Source organism: Enterobacter cloacae complex sp. IR5402, assembly GCF_049238125.1.
Lineage (GTDB): Bacteria > Pseudomonadota > Gammaproteobacteria > Enterobacterales > Enterobacteriaceae > Enterobacter > Enterobacter hormaechei_C.
Genome location: NZ_JBMKHO010000006.1, coordinates 117,022 through 140,567 on the forward strand (window position 1 = coordinate 117,022; position 23,546 = coordinate 140,567).

Consider the following 23,546-nt stretch of genomic DNA (forward strand, 5'->3'; position numbering starts at 1 on the left):
CGCCGGGGGACAGGACGTTCATCCAATAGTTGTCTTCGGGAGTGGGAAATGAAGCCTTTTTTGCGCTGGTGTTTCGTTGCGACAGCTTTAACGCTGGCAGGATGCAGCAACTCTGCCTGGCGTAAGAGCGAAGTCCTCGCAGTGCCATTGCAACCGACTTTGCAGCAGGAAGTCATTCTGGCACGCATGGAACAAATACTTGCCAGTCGGGCTTTAACCGATGACGAACGCGCACAGCTTTTATATGAGCGCGGAGTGTTGTATGATAGTCTCGGTCTGAGGGCACTGGCGCGAAATGATTTTTCACAAGCGCTGGCGATTCGACCTGATATGCCTGAAGTATTCAATTACTTAGGCATTTATTTAACGCAGGCAGGCAATTTTGATGCTGCCTATGAAGCGTTTGATTCTGTACTTGAGCTTGATCCAACTTACAACTACGCGCACTTGAATCGCGGTATCGCATTGTATTACGGCGGACGTGATAAGTTAGCGCAAGATGATCTGCTGGCGTTTTATCAAGACGATCCTAATGATCCTTTCCGCAGCCTGTGGCTTTACATCGTTGAGCAGAAGCTTGATGAGAAGCAGGCCAAAGAAGCACTGAAACAGCGCTTCGAGAAATCGGACAAGGAACAGTGGGGATGGAACATTGTCGAGTTCTACCTGGGCAACATTAGCGAAGCAACGCTGATGGAACGCCTCAAGGCGGACGCAACGGATAACACCTCGCTCGCTGAGCATCTCAGTGAAACCAACTTCTATTTAGGTAAGTACTACCTAAGTCTGGGGGATATGGACAGCGCTACGGCACTGTTCAAATTAGCGGTTGCTAACAACGTACATAACTTCGTTGAGCACCGTTATGCATTGTTGGAATTATCGCTCTTGGGCCAGGAGCAAGACGACCTGGCAGAATCGGACCAGCAATAGCTGACGACATAAACATCAGCCCGTAATCTTTTGATTGCCATCACCTTCACTGGTGAGGGCGTTGTTGTTCGTCAATACACCTAATTTGAGCCGGTTCACACTTTTCAATGAAAATTGCTAATCATTTTCACGATGAGCTAAGTAGACTGGCCGCCATTAATATCGAGGCACTTGTACTACATGGCTGAATTCGAAACCACTTTTGCAGATCTGGGCCTGAAGGCTCCTATCCTTGAAGCCCTTAACGATCTGGGTTACGAAAAACCATCTCCGATCCAGGCTGAGTGTATCCCACACCTGCTTTCTGGTCGTGACGTGCTGGGCATGGCCCAGACTGGTAGCGGTAAAACCGCAGCATTCTCGCTGCCGCTGCTGAACAACATTGATCCGGACCTGCGCGCGCCGCAGATCCTCGTCCTGGCTCCAACCCGTGAACTGGCTGTTCAGGTTGCTGAAGCCATGACGGAATTCTCTAAACATATGCGCGGCGTAAACGTGGTAGCCCTGTACGGCGGCCAGCGTTATGACGTGCAGTTACGCGCCCTGCGCCAGGGCCCACAAATTGTTGTCGGTACGCCGGGCCGTCTGCTGGATCACCTGAAGCGCGGTACCCTGGACCTCTCTAAACTGAGCGGCCTGGTACTGGACGAAGCCGATGAAATGCTGCGTATGGGCTTCATCGAAGACGTAGAAACCATCATGGCGCAGATCCCGGAAGGTCATCAGACCGCTCTGTTCTCTGCAACTATGCCAGAAGCGATCCGTCGCATTACCCGCCGCTTCATGAAAGAGCCGCAGGAAGTGCGCATTCAGTCCAGCGTGACCACTCGCCCGGACATCAGCCAGAGCTACTGGTCTGTATACGGCATGCGCAAAAACGAAGCGCTGGTCCGTTTCCTGGAAGCGGAAGATTTTGATGCGGCGATTATCTTCGTACGTACCAAAAACGCGACCCTGGAAGTGGCTGAAGCCCTGGAGCGTAGCGGCTACAACAGCGCAGCGCTGAACGGCGACATGAACCAGGCCCTGCGCGAGCAGACCCTGGAGCGTCTGAAAGACGGTCGTCTGGATATTCTGATTGCAACCGACGTGGCAGCACGTGGTCTGGACGTTGAGCGTATCAGCCTGGTTGTAAACTACGATATCCCAATGGACTCCGAGTCTTACGTTCACCGTATCGGCCGTACCGGTCGTGCGGGTCGTGCGGGCCGTGCGCTGCTGTTCGTTGAGAACCGCGAGCGTCGTCTGCTGCGTAACATTGAACGCACCATGAAGCTGACCATTCCAGAAGCTGAGCTGCCAAACGCAGAACTGCTGGGCAAACGCCGTCTGGAAAAATTCGCCGCGAAAGTACAGCAGCAGCTGGAAAGCAGCGATCTGGATCAGTACCGTGCGCTGCTGTCCCAGATCCAGCCTGTCGCTGAAGGCGAAGAGCTGGACATGGAAACCCTGGCCGCAGCACTGCTGAAAATGGCGCAGGGCGAACGTAGCCTGATCGTGCCACCTGATGCGCCGATGCGTCCTAAGCGTGAGTTCCGTGACCGTGACGATCGTTTCGAACGTCGTGGCGACCGTAACGACCGTGGTCCACGCGGTGACCGTCCAGAGCGTGGTGGTGAAGACCGTCCACGTCGCGAGCGTCGTGACGCTGGCGAAATGGAACTGTATCGCATTGAAGTGGGCCGTGATGATGGTGTTGAAGTTCGTCACATCGTTGGCGCGATCGCTAACGAAGGCGACATCAGCAGCCGTTACATTGGTAACATCAAGCTGTTCGGTTCCCACTCCACCATCGAGCTGCCAAAAGGCATGCCGGGCGAAGTACTGCAACACTTTACTCGCACCCGCATCCTGAACAAGCCGATGAACATGCAGCTGCTGGGCGATGCACAGCCACGTCCTGACCGTGGCGGCGAACGTCGTGGCGGTGGTCGCGGTTTCGGTGGCGAGCGTCGTGAAGGCGGTCGCAGCGAAGGTCGCGGTGGTGAAGGCCGTCGTTTCTCCGGTGAGCGCCGCGAAAACCGTGGTCCACGCCGTGAAGAAGGTGCCAGCCGTCGTCGTTTCGGTGACGCGTAAGCCTTTCGCTTCTGACGTAAAGTAAAATATACAGCCCCGATAGTCGCTATCGGGGCTTTTTTTATTCCTTTTGTACTCTTGTACTGGTACAGTGCAGCACATTAAAATGCAGAACCACATTTTTCACTGGAGATAAGGCCGCATGGCAACACTAACCACCACCCAAACGTCACCTTCGCTGCTTGGCGGCGTGGTGATCATCGGCGGAACCATCATTGGTGCCGGGATGTTTTCCCTGCCTGTGGTCATGTCCGGTGCGTGGTTCTTCTGGTCGCTGGCGGCGCTGGTTTTCACCTGGTTCTGCATGCTTCATTCCGGGCTGATGATCCTTGAAGCAAACCTGAACTATCGCATTGGCTCCAGCTTCGACACCCTCACCCGGGATCTGTTGGGCAAAGGCTGGAACCTGGTGAACGGGCTGTCCATCGCGTTTGTACTCTATATCCTGACCTACGCGTACATTTCAGCGAGCGGGTCGATTCTGCATCACACCTTCTCAGAGATGTCGCTGAACGTTCCGGCGCGTCTGGCGGGTCTCTGCTTCGCGCTGGGCGTGGCGTTTATCGTCTGGATGAGCACCAAAGCGGTCAGCCGCATGACGGCAATCGTGCTGGGCGCAAAGGTCATCACCTTCTTTCTTACCTTCGGCAGCCTGCTGGGGCACGTCACGCCGGCCACGCTGTTTAACGTTGCCGAAACGAACACCTCTTATACGCCGTACCTGCTGATGACCCTGCCGTTCTGTCTGGCGTCGTTTGGCTACCACGGTAACGTACCGAGCCTGATGAAGTACTACGGCAAGGATCCGCGCACCATCGTGAAATGCCTGGTTTACGGCACGCTGCTGGCGCTGGCGCTGTATGTGATCTGGCTGCTGGGGACGATGGGTAACATCCCGCGTCCGGAATTTATCGGCATTGCGCAGAAGGGCGGTAACATTGATGTGCTGGTACAGGCGCTGAGCGGCGTGCTGAACAGCCGCAGCCTGGATCTGCTTCTGGTGGTCTTCTCGAACTTTGCGGTGGCGAGTTCATTCCTCGGCGTGACGCTGGGCCTGTTTGACTACCTGGCGGATCTGTTTGGTTTTGATGACTCTGCGACGGGGCGCTTCAAAACGGCGCTGTTGACCTTCCTGCCGCCGATTGTGGGCGGCCTGCTGTGGCCGAACGGTTTCCTCTACGCCATCGGCTATGCAGGACTGGCGGCCACCATCTGGGCGGCGATTGTACCGGCGCTGCTGGCGCGCAAATCACGTAAGCGCTTCGGCAGCCCGAAATTCCGCGTCTGGGGCGGAAAACCGATGATTGCGCTGATCCTGGTATTTGGTATCGGTAACGCGGTGGTGCACGTGCTGTCGAGTTTTAATCTGTTGCCTGTGTATCAGTAAAACATGCGGTCTGAACCCCTCACCCCGGCCCTCTGCCGCAGGGAGAGGGAGAAAAGAATGTAGGCCCGGTAAGCGAAGCGCCACCGGGCAAAGCAAAAAACTACCCCACCAACTCCTCTTTCACCTGCATTGCCAAATCAAACGAATGCAGACGCGCCTGGTGATCGAAAATCTGGCCGTTAACCATAATCTCATCCGCCTGGGTTTCACGCAGCACCGCCTCCAGCCCGTGACGCACTTTCGCCTTATCACCTACCAGCGACATACTCAGAGCCTGCTGCACGCCATACTGCTCGGAGGCCGACCACAGCTGATGCATATTCTCTACCGGCGGCGGCAGCTGGCCCGTCTCACCGCGACGCAGCTTCACAAACGCCTGCTGCATGGAGGTGAACAGGAATTCCGCGTCGCGATTGCTGTCGGCGGCAATGATATTGATACACACCATCGCGTACGGTTTCTCCAGACGCTCGGACGGTTTGAAGTGCGTGCGGTAGAGATGCAGCGCCTGATGCAGCATATCCGGTGCGAAATGCGAGGCAAACGCAAACGGCAGCCCCAGCTGGGCGGCGAGCTGCGCGCTGTACAGACTTGAGCCTAACAGCCATACCGGGATCTTTTCCCCGTACCCCGGCACAGGACGCACGTGCGGGTTCGGATCCCGCGCGTCAAACCAGTCCACCAGCTCCGCCACATCGCGCGGGAAGTTATCGATATCGCCGCTCATATGGCGACGCAGGGCGCGCATGGTCGGCTGGTCGCTGCCCGGCGCGCGGCCAAGCCCTAAATCAATACGGCCCGGATAGAGGGTATTCAGCGTCCCGAACTGCTCAGCAATCACCAGCGGGGCGTGGTTTGGCAGCATCACGCCGCCGGAGCCCAGGTGCAGTGTGGTGGTATTCGCCGCCAGATAGCCAATCAGCACCGAGGTGGCGGCGCTGGCGATGCCCACCATATTGTGGTGCTCCGCCAGCCAGTAGCGGTGATAGCCGCGCTTTTCGGCAAGCTGAGCAAGATCGAGAGAGTGCGTGAAGGCTTCTCTGGCCGAGGAGCCTTGTGGGATCGGCGCCAGATCCAGCACCGAAAACGGAATGGTTTTGTCAGTCATAACAGCTCACTTTGTCGACGGTCAATCTTTAATACTGCATTAAAAAATGATAACCGTTGTTAACAAAGTGAGCCTTTTTTATGCCTGCAATTCCAGCCCGGCGAGACGTCGCCAGTAACCGTTGCAGTCGCTGTTTGCCGTCAGAGGCAGTGGAGCAGCGCCATTTTCGTTGGCGCGGAAGGCGTCCAGCATGGCGAATACGCCGGTATCCAGCGGCGAAAGACGCACCATATCCACCAGCCCGTGCATTGACGCCAGCTCGTTGCCGAGGTTATAGACGTAACCGCTCATGGTCTGAATGCCGTTAAGAACAAACACCTGCTGATTCTCCTGCGACAGCATGCTGCGTCCGTTCGGGTACTTAATGCAGCAGGTTTCGCACTCGTCTTTCGGACGATCTTCGGAACGTGCGGTGAAGCAGCGGGCAGAGTAGGCCAGCGGCAGATGCCCATAGCTCAGAACTTCCACTTCAAACTTGTTGCGAATGCCCAGCTCTTCACACTGTGTAAGCAGGTTGGCCAGCCAGTCGCGGGAGAGCTCAACCGGCATGCACCAGCGTGTCATCCCCTGTTTGAGCAGCAGGCGCAGGGTCACCGCGTTATAGCAGTTCAGCGCATGTCCGGCGACAAACGGCAGCTTACGCTCGGCGCACATGTTCACCACGCCCAGGTCGCTCGCCTCCAGCAGGAACTCACCGTTTTCGACATAGCGCTTCAGCTCGCCCAGTTCAGAGGACGCCTGCACCAGCGCCAGCGTCGAGAGCACCACCTGCTTGCCGCTGCCGGCCAGGCTTTTCGCCATATCCAGCCAGTCGCCCACTTTGGTGGCGCGGCGCTTGCTGCACACCGCTTCGCCGAGGTAAATCACATCGGCGCTGCTGTTAGCCGCCTGCTGGTAAAAATCTTCCAGCGTCTCTTTTGGCCAGTAGTAAAGCACCGGCCCTAATGAATATTTCATGATTATCTCACTGCCATTTACGGTGATACGCGCCGAGCGTGGTTTGGGTGCCTTCGGACATCGCGCCGAGCGTCTCCATCCATGCCGCCTGCGGGGCGTAGTTTTGCGGGTCCGCCATGCAGCGGTCGATGGCCTGACGCCACACCTTTGCCACCTGGCTCACGTAGGCCGGGCTGCGCTGGCGGCCTTCGATTTTCACCGAGGCAATATTGGCGGCCAGCAGCTCTGGCAGCAGTTCCAGCGTGTTGAGGCTGGTGGGCTCCTCCAGCGCGTGGTAGCGCTCGCCGTCCACCAGATATCGGCCTTTGCACAGCGTCGGGTAGCCCGCGTTTTCACCGTCCTGATAGCGGTCAATTAACACATCATTCAGGCGTGACTCCAGTCCCTGCGGCGTTTGCTGCCAGCGAACGAAGCGGGCAGGCGAGCAGGCGCCGACGGTATTTGGCGATTCGCCGGTCAAATACGAGGAAAGATAGCAGCGGCCTTCGGCCATGATGCACAGGCTGCCGAAGGCAAAAACCTCCAGCGGCACTGGCGTGACGCGCGCCAGTTGCTTAACCTGATGAATAGAGAGTACGCGCGGCAGCACCACGCGAGCCACGTCAAAGTGTCGATGATAAAAACGGACGGCCTCTTCATTGGTGGCCGATGCCTGAACAGAGACATGGCGCTCAATATGCGGATAACGTTCTGCCGCATACTCAAGCATGGCGAGGTCGGCCAGGATCAGCGCATCGGCGCCCAGCTGGGCCGCCATATCCACGGCGCGCTGCCAGCGGGCATAGCCATCAGGATGGGCAAAGGTATTGATGGCGATGTGCAGTTTGCGCCGGTGCTGGTGGACGAAGTTAACGGCTTCCTGAAGCTTTTTCTCCGTAAAGTTAAGACCCGCAAAATGGCGGGCGTTGGTATCATCTTTCAGCCCGATATAGACCGCATCGGCCCCATTTTCGATGGCCGCCTTAAGCGCCGGAAGGTTTCCGGCAGGGCAGAGCAGCTCCATAATTTATCCCGATGTTGTCGATCGCAGGGATCGTAAAAAATGTTAACGAGCTGGGATTTTAATTAACCCATACGCGACAATTTTTGATTTAAGGCAGCTAATGGCGTATTGATGGCACCAATAATGAGGTACACCGGACAACGGTTTGTTGATTTACGCCGCTATCTTCTTGTCGGGATATGGCAAAATAGCAGGACTATAGCTATCAGGGAGTAAAGCTCGTGCTGGATAAACTGCGTTCACGTCTCGTACAATTTGGTCCATCAATGCTGAGCGTGCCGGTAAAACTGGCGCCGTTCGCGCTTAAACGCCAGGTGCTGGAACAGGTACTGAGCTGGCAGTTCCGCCAGGCGCTACAGGACGGTGAGCTGGAGTTTCTGGAAGGCCGCTGGTTAAAGATTGAAGTGCGCGATTTCGGGTTGCGCTGGTTTACTTCCGTTGAGAACGATCGGCTTATCGTCCGTGAAACCGCCGAGGCGGATGTCAGCTTTAGCGCGGATGCCAGCGATCTGCTGATGATCGCCGCGCGCAAACAGGATCCGGACACCCTCTTCTTCCAGCGTCGTCTGGTGATTGAAGGCGACACGGAGCTCGGTCTGTACGTCAAAAATTTAATGGATGCCATTGAACTGGAGCAGATGCCGAAAGCGCTGCGTATGATGTTGATGCAAATGGCAGATTTCGTTGAGGCCGGGCTAAAAACCCCGCCGGACAGTAAACACACTTCAGTAGGTGAACCATGCTGATTCGAGTCGAAATTGGGATTGATGCGCCGGGTATCGATGCGTTGTTACGCCGCTCTTTTGCAGGCGACGCCGAAGCCCAACTGGTTCACGATCTTCGCGAAGATGGCCTGATTACGCTGGGCCTGGTTGCCACTGACGATGAAGGGCAGGTGGTCGGCTACGTGGCCTTCAGCCCGGTGATTGTGCAGGGTGAAGAGTTACAGTGGGTCGGCATGGCGCCGCTGGCGGTGGATGAAAACTACCGTGGCCAGGGCCTGGCGCGCCAGCTGGTCTATGAAGGGCTGGATTCCCTGAATGAATTTGGCTATGCCGCTGTCGTCGTTCTGGGCGATCCGGCGTTCTACGAACGTTTAGGTTTTGAGCCAGCGTCCAGATACGATCTGCGCTGCCACTGGCCGGGCACGGAAACATCTTTCCAGGTGCATCCTCTGGCGGATGATGCGCTCGACGGCGTTACCGGTCTGGTGGAGTACCACGATCATTTCAATCGTTTTTAAGCAGGCTTTCGCGTAGCGCCTCGAAAGAGCCGTCCCCGTTGACGAGACGCTCTTTCTGGCGCTTTGTCAGCTGCTTGATGCGGTATTCCAGCCTGAGCGCCAGGGATCTGTCGCCCACGGCGGCTGAAAACGCTAACTGAAGTTCACCTTTCCCCCGTAGTGCTTTCGCCCCTTTCCCCGTTTGATGTTGTAAAAAACGCCGTGCCACATCGGTAGTGATCCCGGTGTAGAGTGCGTTATCAGCGGTTCGGACAAGATAGAGAAACCAGCACACAGTAAACAGATTCAGTATGTTAAGGTGAACGCACCATAGCATGAGAGAGAGCGAAAATGGAAACACTGGCCGCCATTAACCGCTGGCTGGCAAAGCAGCATGTCGTGACCTGGTGCGTCTGTAAAGACGAGGAGATGTGGTGCGCAAATGCCTTTTATTACTACGATCCCGAGCGCGTGGCCTTTTACGTAATGAGCGAAGACAAAACGCGGCATGCGCAGATGACGGGCCAGCAGGCAAAAGTGGCAGGTACGGTAAACGGTCAGCCTAAAACTGTTGCGCTGATCCGCGGGGTCCAGTTCAAAGGTGAAATTCGTCGCCTGGAAGGGGAGGAGAGCGACGCGCAACGTAAACGCTATACGCGCCGCTTCCCGGTGGCTGCGGCGCTAAAAGCCCCGGTGTGGGAAATCCGCCTTGATGAGCTGAAATTTACCGACAACACCCTGGGCTTTGGTAAAAAGCTGCACTGGTTACGCGCCGAGCAGGCGTAGCGCTTCACGGTTAAACGCCGGCAGATCGTCCGGTGTACGGCTGGTGATCAGCTGATCGTTATCGTTCACCACTTCCTGATCGTAGAACTCGGCTCCCGCGTTTTTCAGATCGATAACGATCGGCTTCACCGCGGTGAGCTTACGCCCGCGTACCACCTCGGCGCTGATCAGCAGCTGCGGACCGTGGCAAATGGCAAATACCGGTTTACCGGTGCCGACGAAGTCACGGGTAAAGGTGACGAAACGCTCGTCTCCGCGCAGGGAATCTGGTGAATGGCCGCCCGGTAACAGCAGGGCGTCGAAATCCGACGGGCTGACGTTATCAATGGATTCGTCAATGGTCACGCTGGCTTCGCCCTTATGGCCCTTCACGGTTTTACCCGCTTCTTTCTCGATGGTGACCACTTCGTGGCCCGCCTTGCGGAATGCCTCTGCTGGCGACGTAAATTCTGAATCTTCAAACTCGTCGGTAATCAAGACTGCGATTTTTTTACCCATGCTTCCTCCGTTGTTTTCGCTTCAGACTGTTTTTTTCCCGTTTGTGGTAAATACTTACCGGTAACAGACTTTTAAGTGTGGTAGAGCAGGCCCAGAACGCAAACGGACAATTCTGTAAAGGGGATAAGATGAGTCAGGTACTGATTACCGGCGCAACCGGGCTGGTGGGTGGACATCTGCTGCGGCTGCTGATCCAGGATCGGCATATCAACTATATCGCCGCCCCGACGCGTCGCCCGCTGTTGGATATCACCGGCGTCTATAACCCGCACGATCCACAGCTCACCGACGCGCTGGCGCAGGTGCAGGATCCCATTGATATCGCCTTTTGCTGCCTTGGCACCACCCGACGGGAAGCGGGCAGTAAAGAAGCTTTTGTCCATGCGGATTACACGCTGGTGGTGGATACCGCCCTGACGGCGAAAAAGCTGGGCGCAAAACATTTCCTGGTGGTCAGCGCGCACGGCGCGAACGCAGGCTCGCCGTTTTTTTACAACCAGGTGAAGGGCAAAATGGAAGAGGCGTTAATCGCGCAGAAATGGGAGCGCCTGACCATCGCGCGGCCTTCCATGCTGATGGGGCACCGTGACGAACGTCGTTTTAACGAGTCTTTTTTCGCTCCGCTGTTTCGCATTCTGCCGGGTAACTGGAAGTCCATCGAGGCGCGGGATGTCGCGCTGGCGATGCTAAAAGAGGCGCTGGCTCCGTCGCAGGAGGGGGTTAATATTATCCCTTCGGCAAAACTGCGTGAAATCGCGCAGGGCGAGGCGTAAACTTCCCCGGCTTATTAAATAACACCTTCCGGGGAATGGTATGACTGGTCAGTCTTCATCTCAGGCGGCAACACCTGTTCAGTGGTGGAAGCCCGCACTCTTCTTTCTCGTGGTCATCATTGGCCTCTGGTATGTGAAATGGCAGCCGTACTACGGTAAAGCCTTCACCGCCGCCGACACCCACAGCATCGGTAAATCGATTCTCGCGCAGGCCGATTCCAGCCCGCTACGCGCGGCGTGGGATTACGCAATGGTCTATTTTCTTGCCGTCTGGAAAGCGGCGGTATTGGGCGTATTGCTGGGCTCGCTGATTCAGGTACTTATCCCGCGTAACTGGCTGGTGAAAACCCTGGGACAGCCGCGCTTGCAGGGCACGCTGCTGGGGACGATTTTCTCCCTGCCGGGCATGATGTGTTCCTGCTGCGCCGCACCGGTGGCGGCGGGTATGCGCCGACAGCGCGTGTCGATGGGCGGCGCGCTTGCCTTCTGGATGGGTAACCCACTGCTGAATCCGGCAACGCTGGTGTTTATGGGCTTCGTTCTCGGCTGGCATTTCGCGTTTATCCGTCTGGCGGCTGGCCTGCTGACGGTGGTGCTTGTCGCTACGCTGGTGCAGCACCTGGTGAAAGACAACGAGGCCGGGTCTGCTTCCGTTGAGCTGGACGTCAGCGAGCCGCAGGGCAGTTTCTTTGCTCGCTGGGGCAAAGCGCTGTGGCAGCTTTTCTGGAGCACCATTCCGGTCTATATCCTGGCCGTACTGGTGCTGGGGGCCGCGCGCGTCTGGCTGTTCCCGCATGCGGATGGCGCTATCGACAACACGCTGATGTGGGTGATTGCGATGGCGGTGGCCGGTTGCCTGTTCGTGATCCCAACCGCGGCGGAGATCCCGATTATTCAGACCATGATGATGGCCGGTATGGGGACCGCACCAGCGCTGGCGCTGCTCATCACGCTGCCGGCGGTGAGTCTGCCGTCGCTTATCATGCTGCGTAAATCATTCCCGGCGAAAGCGCTGTGGCTGACTGCGGGGCTGGTGGCGTTGAGTGGAGTGATTGTGGGGAGTATGGCGCTTGTGTGAAAAAAAGCCCGGTGGCGCTAGCGCTTACCGGGCCTGTAGCCAGGTGGGAATTACTTAATGTAAGTAAAGGCGGTGGTGACGTGTTTCACGCCGCTCACCCGGCTGGCGATATCCGCTGCCGCTTTCCCTTCACGTTCCGTCACCAGACCCAGCAGGAACACTTCGCCGTTCTCCGTGGTCACTTTCACGTTTGAGGATTTCACCTGGTCGGTACCCAGCAGCTGGGAACGCACTTTGGTGGTGATCCAGGTATCAGATGACGCGGTGCCGAGACCAATCGGCTGGCCCTGGCGGATCTCGTTATACACTTCCGCCGTGCCTTCCACACCCATCGCGATCTGTTTGGCGCGCGAGGCGAGTTCAGGATTTGGCGCCTGGCCTGCCAGCAGCACTTTGCCCTGATAAGCCGTCACGTTGATGCGTGCTTCCTTCTTGATCTGCTCGTCTTTCGACAGCGCACTGTTTACGCGCAGCTCAAGCGTACCGTCATCCACCTGCGTCCCAACGGTACGCGGATCGGTCGCTGCTTTGGTGCCGACCGCTGCGGTACCGACTACAGCGGCAGCGATGCATCCCTGAAGCAGTAATGCAGACATCACGACTGCAAGGGCCGATAAAACCTTCATGAGAACTCCTTAATCATCCTGGTGAGGGAAAAGCGTGTTATCGATCAGATCGCATAAGCAGTTCACCGTGAGCATATGCATCTCCTGGATGCGGGCGCTACGGTGCGAAGGAATGCGGATCTCCACATCCTGCGGCCCCAGCAGGCCAGCCAGCTCACCGCCGTCGTAACCGGTCAGGGCGACAATCGTCATATCACGGGTCACTGCCGCTTCAACCGCTTTAACGATATCCCGGCTGTTACCGCGCGTGGAGATCGCCAGCAGCACGTCTCCGGCATGGCCTAAGGCGCGCACCTGCTTGGCGTAGATTTCGTCATGCAGACGATCGTTGGCAATCGCAGTTAAGACCACGTTATCGGTGTTTAGTGCAATGGCAGGTAAACTCGGGCGCTCGGTTTCAAAGCGATTAATCATGCTGGCAGCAAAATGCTGTGCGTTGGCGGCGGACGTGCCATTGCCACAACAGAGGATTTTGTTGCCGTTGAGCAGCGACTGAACCAGTGTCATCGCTGCACGCGAGATCGCGTCCGGAAGGGCTTCCGCCGCGGCAATCTGCGTTTGAATGCTTTCTGTGAAGCACACTTTAATTCGTTCGAGCACGGTATCCCTTTAAAATCTTATTTATGCGTCTTCGCCAAACGCGTTTTTAAGCCAGTCGATCGCATTTCCGGTGAAGGCTACCACATCGAAACGGCAATCCACAGTATCAAAACTCCCATTATGGCGGGCAAGCCACAAGTGGGCAGTCTGTAATAATTTTTGTTGTTTGGCGAGCGTCACGCTGGCGGCAGCACCGCCAAAACGGGACGACTGTCGGTAGCGAACTTCAACAAACACGATGGTCTGACCGTCTTTCATGATCAGGTCAATCTCGCCGCCGCGCCCGCGAACGTTGGCGGCGACAAAGCGCAGTCCTTTGCCTTCAAGCCAGCGACGCGCCTTTAACTCCCACGCGTCGCCGGTCTGTTTACGGCTTAACTGGCCGGGACAATCTGCCCCTGCTGGTATTTGAGCCATGATAACTTCCTGTTAATCACACAATCCTGATCGGCGGTCAGATCGCCGGTATTCCCGTTAAGCTCGAAGCCCGGTACCTGGCGCATCTGGGTGAAGTGGTTTGCCAGCGCCCAGGCATCGACGCCCATCGCGTACAGACGCGCCAGGGAATAGTCATTGCGCACCGCGCCCAGCGCCTGCTGCATCAACTGCGGGTTGCTGCCTGCCAGCATCGGGATCTCGCTGTATTGCAGTCCTTCCATTTCCAGACGGAAATCCGGGCCTGCGGTACCCTGTGCGCTGCGTGAGCTGGCGTAGAGCGTTGCACCGCTCTGGCTGCCGTTACGCATGGCGATCATTGGTTTGATAAAGGCGATCTCTTCCGGCGTAGCGACGATGTACGCCGAATCCACTTTACCGCCGCCGCTGATTTGCGCGTCGGTAGGGGGCGCTGGGATCGTCAGACCGCCGATGGTGACGCTCTGCTGCTGCGGAAGGCTGGCGGATACCGGGCTACCGTTGAGGGCAATACCTGCCCCGCCGTTCACGCCCGCTCTCAGTTCGGAAGCTGAGCCAAATTTCTGCTGCAACACCACGCCACCGCCAAGGGTCTGCCACTCTTGCGCAAACGCGTTGGCAACGCGATCGCCCAGCGTGCTGCGTGGGATCAACAGCAGCGGCGCCTGCTTGCCCTGCTCGTGAATATGACGGGCCGCATCGCGGGCTTCATCCTCCGGAGAGAGGGCGAAGTAACAGATATTGACGCGGTTCTGAACCTGCTCAGGCTGGTTAAGCGCCAGCACGTTCAGCGTGGTGTTGCTCTTCATCAGCGCTTCCACGTTGTTTTTCAACAGCGGGCCGACAACGATGCTGGCCCCGTCCTGCTGAACCTGCGCCAGCACCTGGTCAAGCGGCTGGGCGCTGGTGTCGTAGATTTTCAACTCTGCACCAGGGTTAGCGCTGGTGGTGGCCACAGCCTGCGGCTGGGTTGCTGGCTGCTGTTCCGGCTGCTCGGTTTGCGGCTGAGGTTGTTCTGCCGTCGCGGGCGCCGGTGTTTCAGCCGGGGCCTGTGTTGCCGCAGGCGCAGGGGGAGCGGGCTGCGTCGTTGGGGCGGTAACCGGATTCTGCATGGTGCCCTGCGCAGGGGTTTGCGCGGTGGTCAGGTCGCTGGTTTCGGCGGCGGACGGGCTGACAACGTCATTCACATTCGCCGCTTGTGCTGCCTGGGTCGGAACCGCGCTACCGCTGACGGCGGTAGTGCCGTTTTTCGCGGCTTCGAAACCTTGCTGAATGGCGCGACCAAACACCGCTGCCTGACCGTTTAACGGCAGCAGTAGGGCGATTTTGCTGGTGGAGGCGGGCTTAAAGTTTTGCACGTTCACCAGCTGCGTTGGCAGCATTTTCGCTCCCGGGTTTTGCGGGTAACGCTTTTGCCAGTCGGTAATGCCAGCTTTCAGCATGTTCGGATCGCTGCGGTTGTTGAACCACATCTGTTGCAGATCCAGCCAGCCTTGCAGAACATTTTCATCGGCGTTGATTACCAGCGCTTTGGCCTGATCCTGGGTCATGGAGGCGAGCGCCTGCCAGGTTGCATCAATATTTTTCTGCTTGTCCGCACCCGCGAGCAGAGGCTCCTGGGCTATCAGCGCGCGGAGTAGCGTCAGGGAAGGGCGGCCCTGCTCAGAGGTGATACCGGCCTGCCAGAAACGGGCCTGCTGGTTTTTATCCAGCGTGCTGAGATCGATGGTGCCGAGGATCTTCTTCGCGCCGTCGTAATCTTTTTGCGCGACCTTCAGTTCTGCTGACAGCAGCGTCTGCTCATGGCGCTGAGTGTCGTTAAGATCCTGCGGCAGCTGGCTGAACAGCTCGGCGGCCTGCTTGGTTTTCCCTTCTTTCAGCAGTGCACGAATGGCGAGTAATTGCCAGTTGATCCTGGTATCATTTGTACTCTGCGACATTTGTTGCAGATAAAAGCCAGAATCAGCCTGAGCGGATCCCTGCATATGAGCAGTGCTCTGGTCAGGTGCCTGGGTGCCGCAGCCGCTAAAGATCAGGGCTGCCAGCAGGAGGGGCACGCTGTGCGCGGCTTTTTTTCGAAGAAACGTTAACGGTACCATACTGTATCCAGTGATTTTTTTACGCAATGCTCAATATTAAATCGGCAATACGGACGAAACAATGAAACAACACGAAACGGCAGATAATTCTCAAGGCCAGCTTTATATTGTACCTACTCCTATCGGGAATTTGTCTGATATTACCCAACGTGCGCTCACCGTATTGCAAGCTGTTGATTTAATTGCTGCTGAAGACACCCGTCATACCGGTTTACTGCTACAACACTTTGCCATTAACGCCCGTTTGTTTGCCCTGCACGATCACAATGAGCAACAAAAAGCCGAAACGCTGGTGGCGAAGCTTAAAGAAGGGCAGAACATCGCGCTGGTCTCCGATGCGGGAACGCCGCTGATCAACGATCCGGGCTACCATCTGGTACGCACCTGCCGTGAAGCAGGCATCCGCGTTGTGCCGCTGCCCGGGCCGTGCGCGGCGATTGCGGCGTTAAGCGCTGCGGGTCTGCCATCCGATCGTTTCTGCTACGAAGGCTTCCTGCCTGCTAAATCCAAAGGCCGTCGCGATGTGTTAAAGGATCTGGAAGCTGAACCGCGTACGTTGATCTTCTACGAATCAACTCACCGTCTGCTGGAAAGCCTGGAAGATATGGTGACCGTCTGGGGCGAAGGGCGCTACGTGGTGCTGGCGCGCGAGTTGACCAAAACGTGGGAAACCATTCACGGTGCGCCGGTTGGCGAACTGCTGGCGTGGGTGAAAGAGGATGAAAACCGCCGCAAGGGCGAAATGGTGCTGATTGTTGAAGGGCACAAAGCGCAGGAAGACGCTCTGCCTGCCGATGCGCTGCGTACGCTGGCTCTGCTACAGGCTGAACTCCCCCTGAAAAAAGCGGCGGCGCTGGCGGCGGAGATCCACGGCGTGAAGAAAAATGCGCTGTATAAATATGCGCTGGAGCAGCAGGGGGAGTAAGACCCTGCCGCCTGTTTTGCCGGGTGGCGGCTTCGCCTTACCCGGCCTACACCGTGTCAGAGCCTCACTATTTCCCCGGCATCGCCTCAAATACCAGCGTTTCCAGCGGTTGCAGCGTAATTACCACAGCGTTTTTATACTCCTCTGGTACGGTCGAATTACTGCCGTACACGGCTTTCAGGGTAAACTGCGAACGCTCTCCTGCCGGGATCTCAAAATCTTTGGTTAAATCCAGGTAGTAACGTTGCGGCTTATCCGACGGGTTGCGTAGGCCAAAAATCGCTTTGTCTTTACTCCATGAGGCCCAGCCGTAAACCTGAAGCGAAGTTGGGTCACCGCCAATCCAGTGAGTATCCACCAGCACGCTGGCATTCTCACGCGACCATTTCGCCGCCTGCGCCAGGGTATCCCACTTCGCCTTATTCAGCATGGACGGCGTGATGTACAGCTCCTGAAGCTGAGTTCCGGTTGCGAAGTAGCTCCAGACCTGATCGGCAAAATCGCTGTCTGTTTGCACTTTCTCGAGTCCATAGTAAGCGTTCTCTGCGCTGACGATCCCGTGGTACATCAGTGAGTTCAGCGGGAACAGAGGACCTTTGCGCACGATGGATCGCCAGGTTTCGGCATCGCGGTAGGTCATCCACTGCTGCACTGGCGTGCCGGGGCCGTACAGGTTGATATCATCGCCCTGACGCCAGATTGAATCAGCATAGAACAGCCAGGACGGGCTGGCGTCGGTGCCGGTGGTCAGGTTGATAAACAGGTTCGGGTTTGCGCTGCGCATGTTGTGCAGCAGGGCAATGGATGCGTCAAAATCCGATGCAAATGGGCTGCCCTTGATATGCGAATTGGCGTTACCCATTCCGTCGAGCTTGAACGAGGTAATGTGCTCGTTTTTGATCAGCTTAATGATCTGATCGTTAAAGTTTTTAAAATAGTTCGGCCCCGACAGCGCCAGCTTGCCGTCTACGGTTTCAAAACCATACTCTTTTGCATGCGAGACGCGAATATCGCGCGGCTTGTTGTATCCGCCCCACGGAGAAAGCCACAGCCCAACCGAGCTGTGCAGGCTGTCGGCTTTTTCCCTGACTTTGCCAAAACCGTTGCTGAACGCCGGGCCAAAAAGCCAGCGTCCGGTGCGATCGTCCCAGCCATCGTCCAGCAGGAACGCGTCCAGCGCCACCCCGCGTCCGGCAATAAATTCTTTATTCCATTCGTCCATCCGCCCAATGACATCCTGCTCGGAGTAAGGGGTAAAGAAACCGATGTCCATCCAGCTGTTGTAGTGCAGATAAGGCTTATAAGGCCGCGGACGCACGGCATCGATAAACTGGTTTACGCTGCGGCGCAGCTGATTAGTTTCCGGGAAAGTGCCGAACCAGGTGGTAAAACTAACCGGTGTCTCAGGCAGAATTGGCGTTTTCAGCTCCACGTTGAGGTTCGTGGTGGCTTCATAAGCGTAAGTATTCACAATCGGTTTGTCTGGCAGGATGAAGAACGAGTCGGCCACGATTGGCGAGCTGTTAATCGCCCCGTCAACGTAAGGTGCCTGAGACTGCTTCTTCGTCGGGAAGAAGGTAATTTTCGCTACGTCCCGCGGCTGCCCGACGGCGGCGATGGTGTAGCCGATGCTGGCGTATTTTCCCTTCACCAGGTTCAGTTTCACCGTTACGTTAAAATCCGGATGCGTAAAGTCGATGACTATCGCATTGTCCTGCTTTTCGACGTGCTTGATTTTGAAATCAGCGGTGTGGATTTTTGTTTCATCCGGCAGCGTCAGAAAGAACAGCTCCTGGGGCGTGAGCGGATGGTTAGCTTTGCTGTCCGTTACTACTACCGTTGCATTTGCATCATCAAACGAAAGGGCAATATTGTCGTTACTGAGCGCGTAGTTTGCTGCCGCCGCGCCGTGAGAAACGCAGAGAGCCAGCAGCGAGAGAGTGAGCATTTTTTTCATCGGGGTAAGATCCTTATCAGTAATGCTTCAGCATTCGGTTGATGGACTGTTCCAGCCAGTAGCGCTGGGTGCCGAAGTTAATACGCAGGTAGTTTTCGCCGTTTTGTACGTAGTGGCTGCCATCTTCGATGACCACGCCAGCCTGTTTGGCGAAATGTTGGGTTAGCGCCGTCGCACTGCGATCGTCCGCACTGACGTCTATCCAGGCGAGATACGACGACTCCGGGTTCATCATCTTCCATGCAGGGAAGTGGGTCTGGATGGCATCCGCAAGGTAGCGGGCATTGCCGCGCAGATAACCATTCAGCGCGTCGAGCCATGACAGAGCCTGCTGATAGGCCAGAATAATTCCCCACACGCCGAAGATATTGGGCGAGGTAATGGAGTTCTTCTCCAGCTGCTGGCGGAAACGCTGGCGCAGCGAATCGTCTGGAATTATCGAGTAGGATGTTTTTAGCCCGCCAAGGTTGAACGCTTTATTGGGGGAGGTCAGCACAATCAGGTTGTCCTGGGCGGCACAGCCCGAAGTCAGACAGCTGACGAATGTACCGTCCAGAATGTGCTCGGCGTGAACCTCATCAACCACCAGAATCGTGCCGTAGCGCTTACAGAGATCGGACACCTGGCGTATCTCATCCGCGCGCCAGATTCGGCCTGAAGGGTTATGCGGCGAGCAGAAGAACCACAGTTTTGGACGGTGAGTTTTGAGCTGAACTTCAATCAGATTAAAATCCAGGTGATAGCGGTTTTCCTTCACGCTCAGCGGATTTGCAAGCACCCGCACGCCCTGTCGCTGTGACGCCATCGCAAACGGGTCATACACCGGGGTGTTCATCATCACGCAGTCGCCGGGTTTGCAGAACGCCTGAACCGTATAGTGCAGCGTGGAAACGGTGCCGTAGGTCAGGGTGATCCATGACTTATGCACCTCAACCTGATGACGGGTGCGCTGGAAGGCGATGACCGCATCGTAGAATTCGTCGAAGCACCAGGTGTAACCGAAGGTGCCATGCTCCACGATGCGCTGGAAGCCTTCAATCACGGCGGGTGGCGAGGTGAAATCCATGTCTGCTATCCACAGCGGGATAAATCCCTCCGGGACATCACCGAAACGCGAGCACACAAACGCATGATCCCATTTACGGCATTTATCGCTTTTACGCTCAATGATTCTGTCGAAATCAAACACAACGTCCCCCTGTTAAATTAAGGCTTCAATGCCGGATTTGACGCTCTGCACCTGCGGGCCGATGATCACCTGAACGCTGTGGGCATCAAGCACCACGACTGACAAGGCGCCCGCGGCCTTCAGCGCCTGCTGGTCGATAAGCCCCATATCTTTCACCACCAGACGTAAGCGGGTGATGCAGTTGTCGAGCGACTCAATATTCTCTTTACCGCCAAGCGCGCGAAGAATAAGCCCATGATCGTATTTTGATTTTCCACGTGCCCGGGTATTGGCTTCCACCGCCTGGAGCGCACCCTGCGCGTCAACCTCACGGCCCGGCGTTTTAATATCGTGCCTGAGGATGTACCAGCGGAAGACGAAGAAGTAGATAGCAAACCAGGCCATACCCACCGGGAACAGCAGATACCATTTGGTCGACATCCCCTGCATGACGCCGAAGATCAGCAGATCCAGAATACCGCCGTCGGTGTTGCCGATAGTGACGCCGAGAAGCGCCATCACCATCAGCGCCAGGCCAGACATAACGATATGAAACGCGTAAAGCACAGGGGCAATAAACAGGAACAGGAACTCAATCGGCTCTGAAATACCCGTGACAACTGAAACCAGCACGCCAGAAAGCAGCAGCCCTTTAATCACCGGACGGTTTTCCGGACGCGCGGTGCGGTAGATAGCGTAAGCCACGGCAGGCAGGCCGAAGATAAAGGTCGGCATAAACCCTTGCGATAAAAATGCCGTAACGTGCGGGCTAAACGGCAGGCCGGCTTTCAGCTCGGCGTAGAAAATGTTCAGCGCACCGGCCACTTCCTGGCCGTTAACCATCTCAATGCCGCCCGCCGGGGTGAAGCGCACCATCGCCAGCAGGATGTGGTGCAGGCCAAAAGGTTTGAGTAGCAGCACGCCCACGCCATACAGGAACGGCCCAATGACGCTGGTGCTCTGGATGATATGACCAATCCCGGCAATGCCCATTGCCACATATTCCCACAGCAGGGGGATAAACAAGCCGACCAGCGACAGGGTGAGGGCGGTAACAATCGGTACAAAACGAATGCCGCTAAAGAAGGCAAACGCGTCGTGCAGCACCGTGTCCTGGAAGCGTTCGTGCAGGAAGTAGGTGATCACCCCTACCACAATGCCGCCGAGCACGCCCATCTCCAGCGTTTGAATACCAAGCACGATGGATTGTCCCACCTGTCTCATGGTGGCGGCATCCGCAAGCTGGTGGGTGGCGGTCAGGTAGTAGTTGATGCTCATGTTCATCAGCATGTAGCCAACGAATCCGGCAAAAGCGCCCACCGCTTTATTACGTCTGGCAAGGCCCATCGGGATCGCCATGGCAAACATCAGCGGCAGATAGGTAAAAGCAAAGCCGCCGACCATGGCGATAAAACCAAAGGTGAGCTGCGTTAACTCGCCGCCCAGAAAGGGAAAACTTTTGATGGTGGAAGGGCTGGTGACAGAACTACCGATACCTAACAACAACCCCATAAAGGCCAACAGCGAGACCGGGAACATAAACGTCTTTCCCAGGCTCTGGAAAAACTCCCACGCTTTCGATTTAAACGACTTTTCCTGTGTCATGTAGGGACTCCTCGTATTTTTAGGATAATGGAAGGCGCTGTCCGGCTTAAGGACGCGCCTTCATATTTGCGAGGCTTATAGTTATTTTTTTAGGTACTAACGTTATGCGCGATGGGTTCAGGCTTCAGCCGGAAGCAGCAGCCGGTTCGCCGAGCCGCAAACGGTGATTTTGCTTCTGACCACCTCTTTCATGGCATCCATGCCGACGCGCATGTAGAAGCGCGGATCGTTGCCCTGTGGGTTCTCGGCAAACCAGGCTTTGACTGCGTCAGAGAAGGCGATTTTCAGCTCTGTTGCGACGTTAACTTTGCAGACGCCCAGCTCAATGGTGCGGCGCACATCCTCATCCGGCACATCGCTTGCACCATGCAGCACCAGCGGCACTGTCACTACCTCGCGGATCTCGGCCAGCCGCTGGAAGTCGATTTTTGGGCGTTTGGTATAGAGACCGTGCGCGGTACCGATGGCGACGGCGAGGCTGTCCACGCCTGTCAGTTCGACAAAGCGTTTTGCTTCCTGCGGGTCGGTCAGGAACGCGCTTTCGGCGTCGACGCTCATGTCATCTTCCACCCCACCCAGTCGGCCCAGTTCGGCCTCGACGCTACAGTCGTTGAGGTGGCAGAAATCGACGACCGATTTCACCAGCTTGACGTTTTGTTCGAAGGGGTAATGGCTACCGTCGATCATTGCGCTACGTACGCCGGCATGGACTTTGCGGCGAATGTCGTCCAGCGATTCGTGGTGATCGAGGTGTAGCGCCAGCGGCATGTCATAAGTAAGGGAATACGCGCTGCACAAGGCGTAAATCTCTTCCAGCGCAATATGTTTAAACGTCCCCGGCGTACCCGCGAGGATCACCGGCGATCGCATTTCGCTACAGACTTCGAGGATCGCCTGGATCGTCTCGGCGTTATGGATGTTAAAGGCCGGAACGGCATAGCCCTTCGCCTGTGCGTCCTGCAAAAGATATTTGGTAGAAATAATACTCATGAGCCTGTCCTCTTAAGCCTGCCACGGATGAATAACGACGCCCTGGACCACACGGTTAACCGTACCGCTGGCGGATGGCGTATCCGGCGTATTGCCAACGTGCAGAGACTGGGTCAGTGCGAAGACCTGGGCGTACATCAGGAAGCAGAACGCCTGCTCCATATCGTTAAATGAACGGGAAGGCGGCAGCAGGATATGCGGGCCAGCTTCAATGACCGGATCCGTTTCGGCTGCAATGGCTACCACGCGCATAGCCTGACGATCGCGTCGCAGCTCGGCGAGCAGATCCAGATCGTACTGACGCGTGTACGGATGGCTGGAGACAAACACGACGACCAGCGTTTCGTTGTCCACCAGCGACTTAGGCCCGTGACGGAAACCCGTTGGCGAATCGTAGAATGCCGCCAGCTTGCCGGCGGTCAGCTCCAGCACCTTCAACGCTGACTCCCGTGCGGCGCCCTGTAATCCACCGCTGCCCAGATAAACAATGCGTTTCCACGGTTCGTTACCAAAGACGCCGGGGCTGAAATCGCCAAGCGACGTGAGGATCGCCTGACAGCGATCGGACACGTCGCGGAACGTTTTGCTGTTGATCGTTTCCGGTGCGAATACTGCCAGGCAGCTCGCCATCATGGTGGTGATGCTGCTTGTCATCGCGAACCCGCGATCGTGCGTTTCGGCTGGCATGAGCAGAGCGCAGGCGTTATCGCTGTCGACGGCATTCTGATACAGGCTGCCCGCTTCATTACAGGTGATCGACAGGTGGTAGCACTCCGGAACAAACTGATTCGCCAGCTCAACGGCAGCGACGCTCTCCGGGCTATTGCCAGAACGGGCGAAAGAGACCAGCAGCAGCGGGTGCGCAGGGCTGAAGTAATCCATCGGGTTGGTGACCAGATCGGTCGTAGGTATCGCGGTGATATTTTTTCTCGTGTGGCTGGCAAGCCATGGCGCAATGATGTCGCCGATAAAAGCAGACGTACCCGCGCCGGTCAGAACGATCCGCAGATCGGGCTTGCGCAACAGTGGCGTCAGAAAACTGTCGATCGACGCGCGCAGATTATCAATATTGTTGAGCGAGCGAAGCCAGCTGGCTGGCTGCTGGCGGATCTCTTTTTCGGTCCAGGTGCCGGTGGTGGTAGTGGTTTGTGGCATAACTCAGTCCTTAGTCGTGTGAATTCCACATCAGACGCTGGCAAATGTGTCGCTATCTTTCGTTTCGTTTCACTTGTTTACTCTAGCAGTTAAAGAAAATCTATAGAAAAGAAATCGAAAGTTCAATGGCGAAAAAGAAATAAAACGAAAAGTGTGATCGTGAAAGGAAAGGCGAAGATCAAGGAA

General features: G+C 56.5%; 24 protein-coding genes. 10 read left to right on the top strand and 14 right to left on the bottom strand.

The features are described from left to right. Positions 1-48 precede the first annotated feature (48 nt). From nlpI to mtr, 4 genes are all read left to right on the top strand, one after another. Positions 49-933, top strand: a complete 885-nt coding sequence (nlpI, locus tag ACOTXL_RS12490; protein ID WP_003861782.1) for a lipoprotein NlpI — start codon at positions 49-51, stop codon at positions 931-933. Between the two features lie 107 nt (positions 934-1,040). Further along, complete coding sequence (gene yrbN, locus ACOTXL_RS12495) at positions 1,041-1,121, top strand: protein YrbN (RefSeq protein ID WP_097397692.1); 81 nt, start codon at positions 1,041-1,043, stop codon at positions 1,119-1,121. Continuing rightward, a complete protein-coding gene (locus tag ACOTXL_RS12500) occupies positions 1,114-3,009 on the top strand; it encodes a DEAD/DEAH family ATP-dependent RNA helicase (protein ID WP_003861780.1) in 1,896 nt (631 codons plus the stop codon). Before yrbN ends, ACOTXL_RS12500 begins: the two co-directional genes overlap by 8 nt. A gap of 142 nt (positions 3,010-3,151) precedes the next feature. Beyond that, positions 3,152-4,396 carry a tryptophan permease gene (gene mtr, locus ACOTXL_RS12505; protein ID WP_045347164.1) on the top strand — a complete coding sequence of 415 codons (1,245 nt, stop codon included), beginning with the start codon at positions 3,152-3,154 and terminating at the stop codon, positions 4,394-4,396. A gap of 100 nt (positions 4,397-4,496) precedes the next feature. Here the strand turns inward: mtr and ACOTXL_RS12510 are convergent, their stop codons facing one another. The 3 genes from ACOTXL_RS12510 to ubiU all read right to left on the bottom strand — a co-directional run bounded on the left by ACOTXL_RS12510 (position 4,497) and on the right by ubiU (position 7,464). Further along, positions 4,497-5,504 (bottom strand): luciferase-like monooxygenase, encoded by a 1,008-nt coding sequence (locus ACOTXL_RS12510; protein ID WP_006812112.1) that lies wholly within the window; start codon positions 5,502-5,504, stop codon positions 4,497-4,499. A 78-nt stretch (positions 5,505-5,582) separates the two neighbouring features. Continuing rightward, positions 5,583-6,461, bottom strand: a complete 879-nt coding sequence (locus tag ACOTXL_RS12515) for a U32 family peptidase (protein ID WP_003861775.1) — start codon at positions 6,459-6,461, stop codon at positions 5,583-5,585. A 7-nt stretch (positions 6,462-6,468) separates the two neighbouring features. Further along, positions 6,469-7,464 (bottom strand): ubiquinone anaerobic biosynthesis protein UbiU, encoded by a 996-nt coding sequence (gene ubiU, locus ACOTXL_RS12520; protein WP_003861773.1) that lies wholly within the window; start codon positions 7,462-7,464, stop codon positions 6,469-6,471. Positions 7,465-7,685: 221 nt separating this feature from the next. On the opposite strand from ubiU, the gene ubiT reads away from it, so the two are divergent. Continuing rightward, positions 7,686-8,210, top strand: a complete 525-nt coding sequence (gene ubiT, locus ACOTXL_RS12525) for a ubiquinone anaerobic biosynthesis accessory factor UbiT (RefSeq protein WP_045343283.1) — start codon at positions 7,686-7,688, stop codon at positions 8,208-8,210. Continuing rightward, on the top strand, positions 8,204-8,707 hold the full coding sequence (locus ACOTXL_RS12530) for a GNAT family N-acetyltransferase (RefSeq protein ID WP_003861769.1): 504 nt from the start codon (positions 8,204-8,206) through the stop codon (positions 8,705-8,707). The genes ubiT and ACOTXL_RS12530 overlap by 7 nt, the downstream gene beginning before the upstream one ends. On the opposite strand, the gene ACOTXL_RS12535 is transcribed toward ACOTXL_RS12530, so the two are convergent. Next, positions 8,694-9,023 (bottom strand): GIY-YIG nuclease family protein, encoded by a 330-nt coding sequence (locus tag ACOTXL_RS12535; protein ID WP_003861768.1) that lies wholly within the window; start codon positions 9,021-9,023, stop codon positions 8,694-8,696. The two genes, ACOTXL_RS12530 and ACOTXL_RS12535, sit on opposite strands and share 14 nt — an antisense overlap. A gap of 14 nt (positions 9,024-9,037) precedes the next feature. Between ACOTXL_RS12535 and ACOTXL_RS12540 the strand changes: the two genes are divergently transcribed. Beyond that, positions 9,038-9,472: a YhbP family protein gene (locus tag ACOTXL_RS12540; protein WP_003861766.1), complete on the top strand. Its 435-nt coding sequence runs from the start codon at positions 9,038-9,040 to the stop codon at positions 9,470-9,472. Here ACOTXL_RS12540 and ACOTXL_RS12545 read toward each other — a convergent pair. Next, the gene (locus ACOTXL_RS12545) at positions 9,452-9,970 is read right to left on the bottom strand and encodes a type 1 glutamine amidotransferase domain-containing protein (protein WP_015571965.1); all 519 of its coding nucleotides are present in this window, start codon (positions 9,968-9,970) and stop codon (positions 9,452-9,454) included. The genes ACOTXL_RS12540 and ACOTXL_RS12545 overlap by 21 nt on opposite strands. Before the next feature lie 128 nt (positions 9,971-10,098). On the opposite strand from ACOTXL_RS12545, the gene ACOTXL_RS12550 reads away from it, so the two are divergent. Beyond that, positions 10,099-10,743, top strand: a complete 645-nt coding sequence (locus ACOTXL_RS12550) for an NAD(P)H-binding protein (RefSeq protein ID WP_023304489.1) — start codon at positions 10,099-10,101, stop codon at positions 10,741-10,743. A gap of 40 nt (positions 10,744-10,783) precedes the next feature. Continuing rightward, the gene (locus tag ACOTXL_RS12555; RefSeq protein ID WP_003861758.1) at positions 10,784-11,821 is read left to right on the top strand and encodes a permease; all 1,038 of its coding nucleotides are present in this window, start codon (positions 10,784-10,786) and stop codon (positions 11,819-11,821) included. Between the two features lie 50 nt (positions 11,822-11,871). On the opposite strand, the gene dolP is transcribed toward ACOTXL_RS12555, so the two are convergent. The 4 genes from dolP to ACOTXL_RS12575 are packed head-to-tail and all read right to left on the bottom strand — an operon-like array spanning position 11,872 to position 15,560. Next, complete coding sequence (gene dolP, locus ACOTXL_RS12560) at positions 11,872-12,447, bottom strand: division/outer membrane stress-associated lipid-binding lipoprotein (protein WP_003861756.1); 576 nt, start codon at positions 12,445-12,447, stop codon at positions 11,872-11,874. A 9-nt stretch (positions 12,448-12,456) separates the two neighbouring features. After that, positions 12,457-13,047 (bottom strand): DnaA initiator-associating protein DiaA, encoded by a 591-nt coding sequence (gene diaA, locus ACOTXL_RS12565; protein ID WP_003861754.1) that lies wholly within the window; start codon positions 13,045-13,047, stop codon positions 12,457-12,459. Positions 13,048-13,068: 21 nt separating this feature from the next. Then, complete coding sequence (locus ACOTXL_RS12570) at positions 13,069-13,464, bottom strand: YraN family protein (protein ID WP_003861751.1); 396 nt, start codon at positions 13,462-13,464, stop codon at positions 13,069-13,071. Continuing rightward, positions 13,422-15,560 (bottom strand): penicillin-binding protein activator, encoded by a 2,139-nt coding sequence (locus ACOTXL_RS12575; protein ID WP_045350325.1) that lies wholly within the window; start codon positions 15,558-15,560, stop codon positions 13,422-13,424. The genes ACOTXL_RS12570 and ACOTXL_RS12575 overlap by 43 nt, the downstream gene beginning before the upstream one ends. Positions 15,561-15,621: 61 nt before the next feature. Between ACOTXL_RS12575 and rsmI the strand changes: the two genes are divergently transcribed. Further along, positions 15,622-16,485, top strand: coding sequence for a 16S rRNA (cytidine(1402)-2'-O)-methyltransferase (rsmI, locus tag ACOTXL_RS12580; RefSeq protein WP_000809144.1), 864 nt, complete (start codon positions 15,622-15,624; stop codon positions 16,483-16,485). Between the two features lie 67 nt (positions 16,486-16,552). On the opposite strand, the gene ACOTXL_RS12585 is transcribed toward rsmI, so the two are convergent. The 5 genes from ACOTXL_RS12585 to ACOTXL_RS12605 form a co-directional block, all read right to left on the bottom strand. Continuing rightward, positions 16,553-18,442, bottom strand: a complete 1,890-nt coding sequence (locus tag ACOTXL_RS12585) for an enterotoxin (RefSeq protein WP_023314898.1) — start codon at positions 18,440-18,442, stop codon at positions 16,553-16,555. Positions 18,443-18,458: 16 nt separating this feature from the next. Further along, a complete protein-coding gene (locus ACOTXL_RS12590; protein WP_045350326.1) occupies positions 18,459-19,631 on the bottom strand; it encodes a MalY/PatB family protein in 1,173 nt (390 codons plus the stop codon). Between the two features lie 12 nt (positions 19,632-19,643). Next, entirely contained in the window at positions 19,644-21,215 is a 1,572-nt protein-coding gene (malX, locus tag ACOTXL_RS12595; RefSeq protein WP_045350327.1) for a maltose/glucose-specific PTS transporter subunit IIBC, read from the bottom strand. A gap of 117 nt (positions 21,216-21,332) precedes the next feature. Continuing rightward, positions 21,333-22,205, bottom strand: coding sequence for a tagatose-bisphosphate aldolase subunit KbaY (kbaY, locus tag ACOTXL_RS12600; RefSeq protein WP_003861740.1), 873 nt, complete (start codon positions 22,203-22,205; stop codon positions 21,333-21,335). Between the two features lie 12 nt (positions 22,206-22,217). Then, positions 22,218-23,360, bottom strand: coding sequence for an SIS domain-containing protein (locus ACOTXL_RS12605; protein WP_003861737.1), 1,143 nt, complete (start codon positions 23,358-23,360; stop codon positions 22,218-22,220). Positions 23,361-23,546 lie beyond the last annotated feature (186 nt).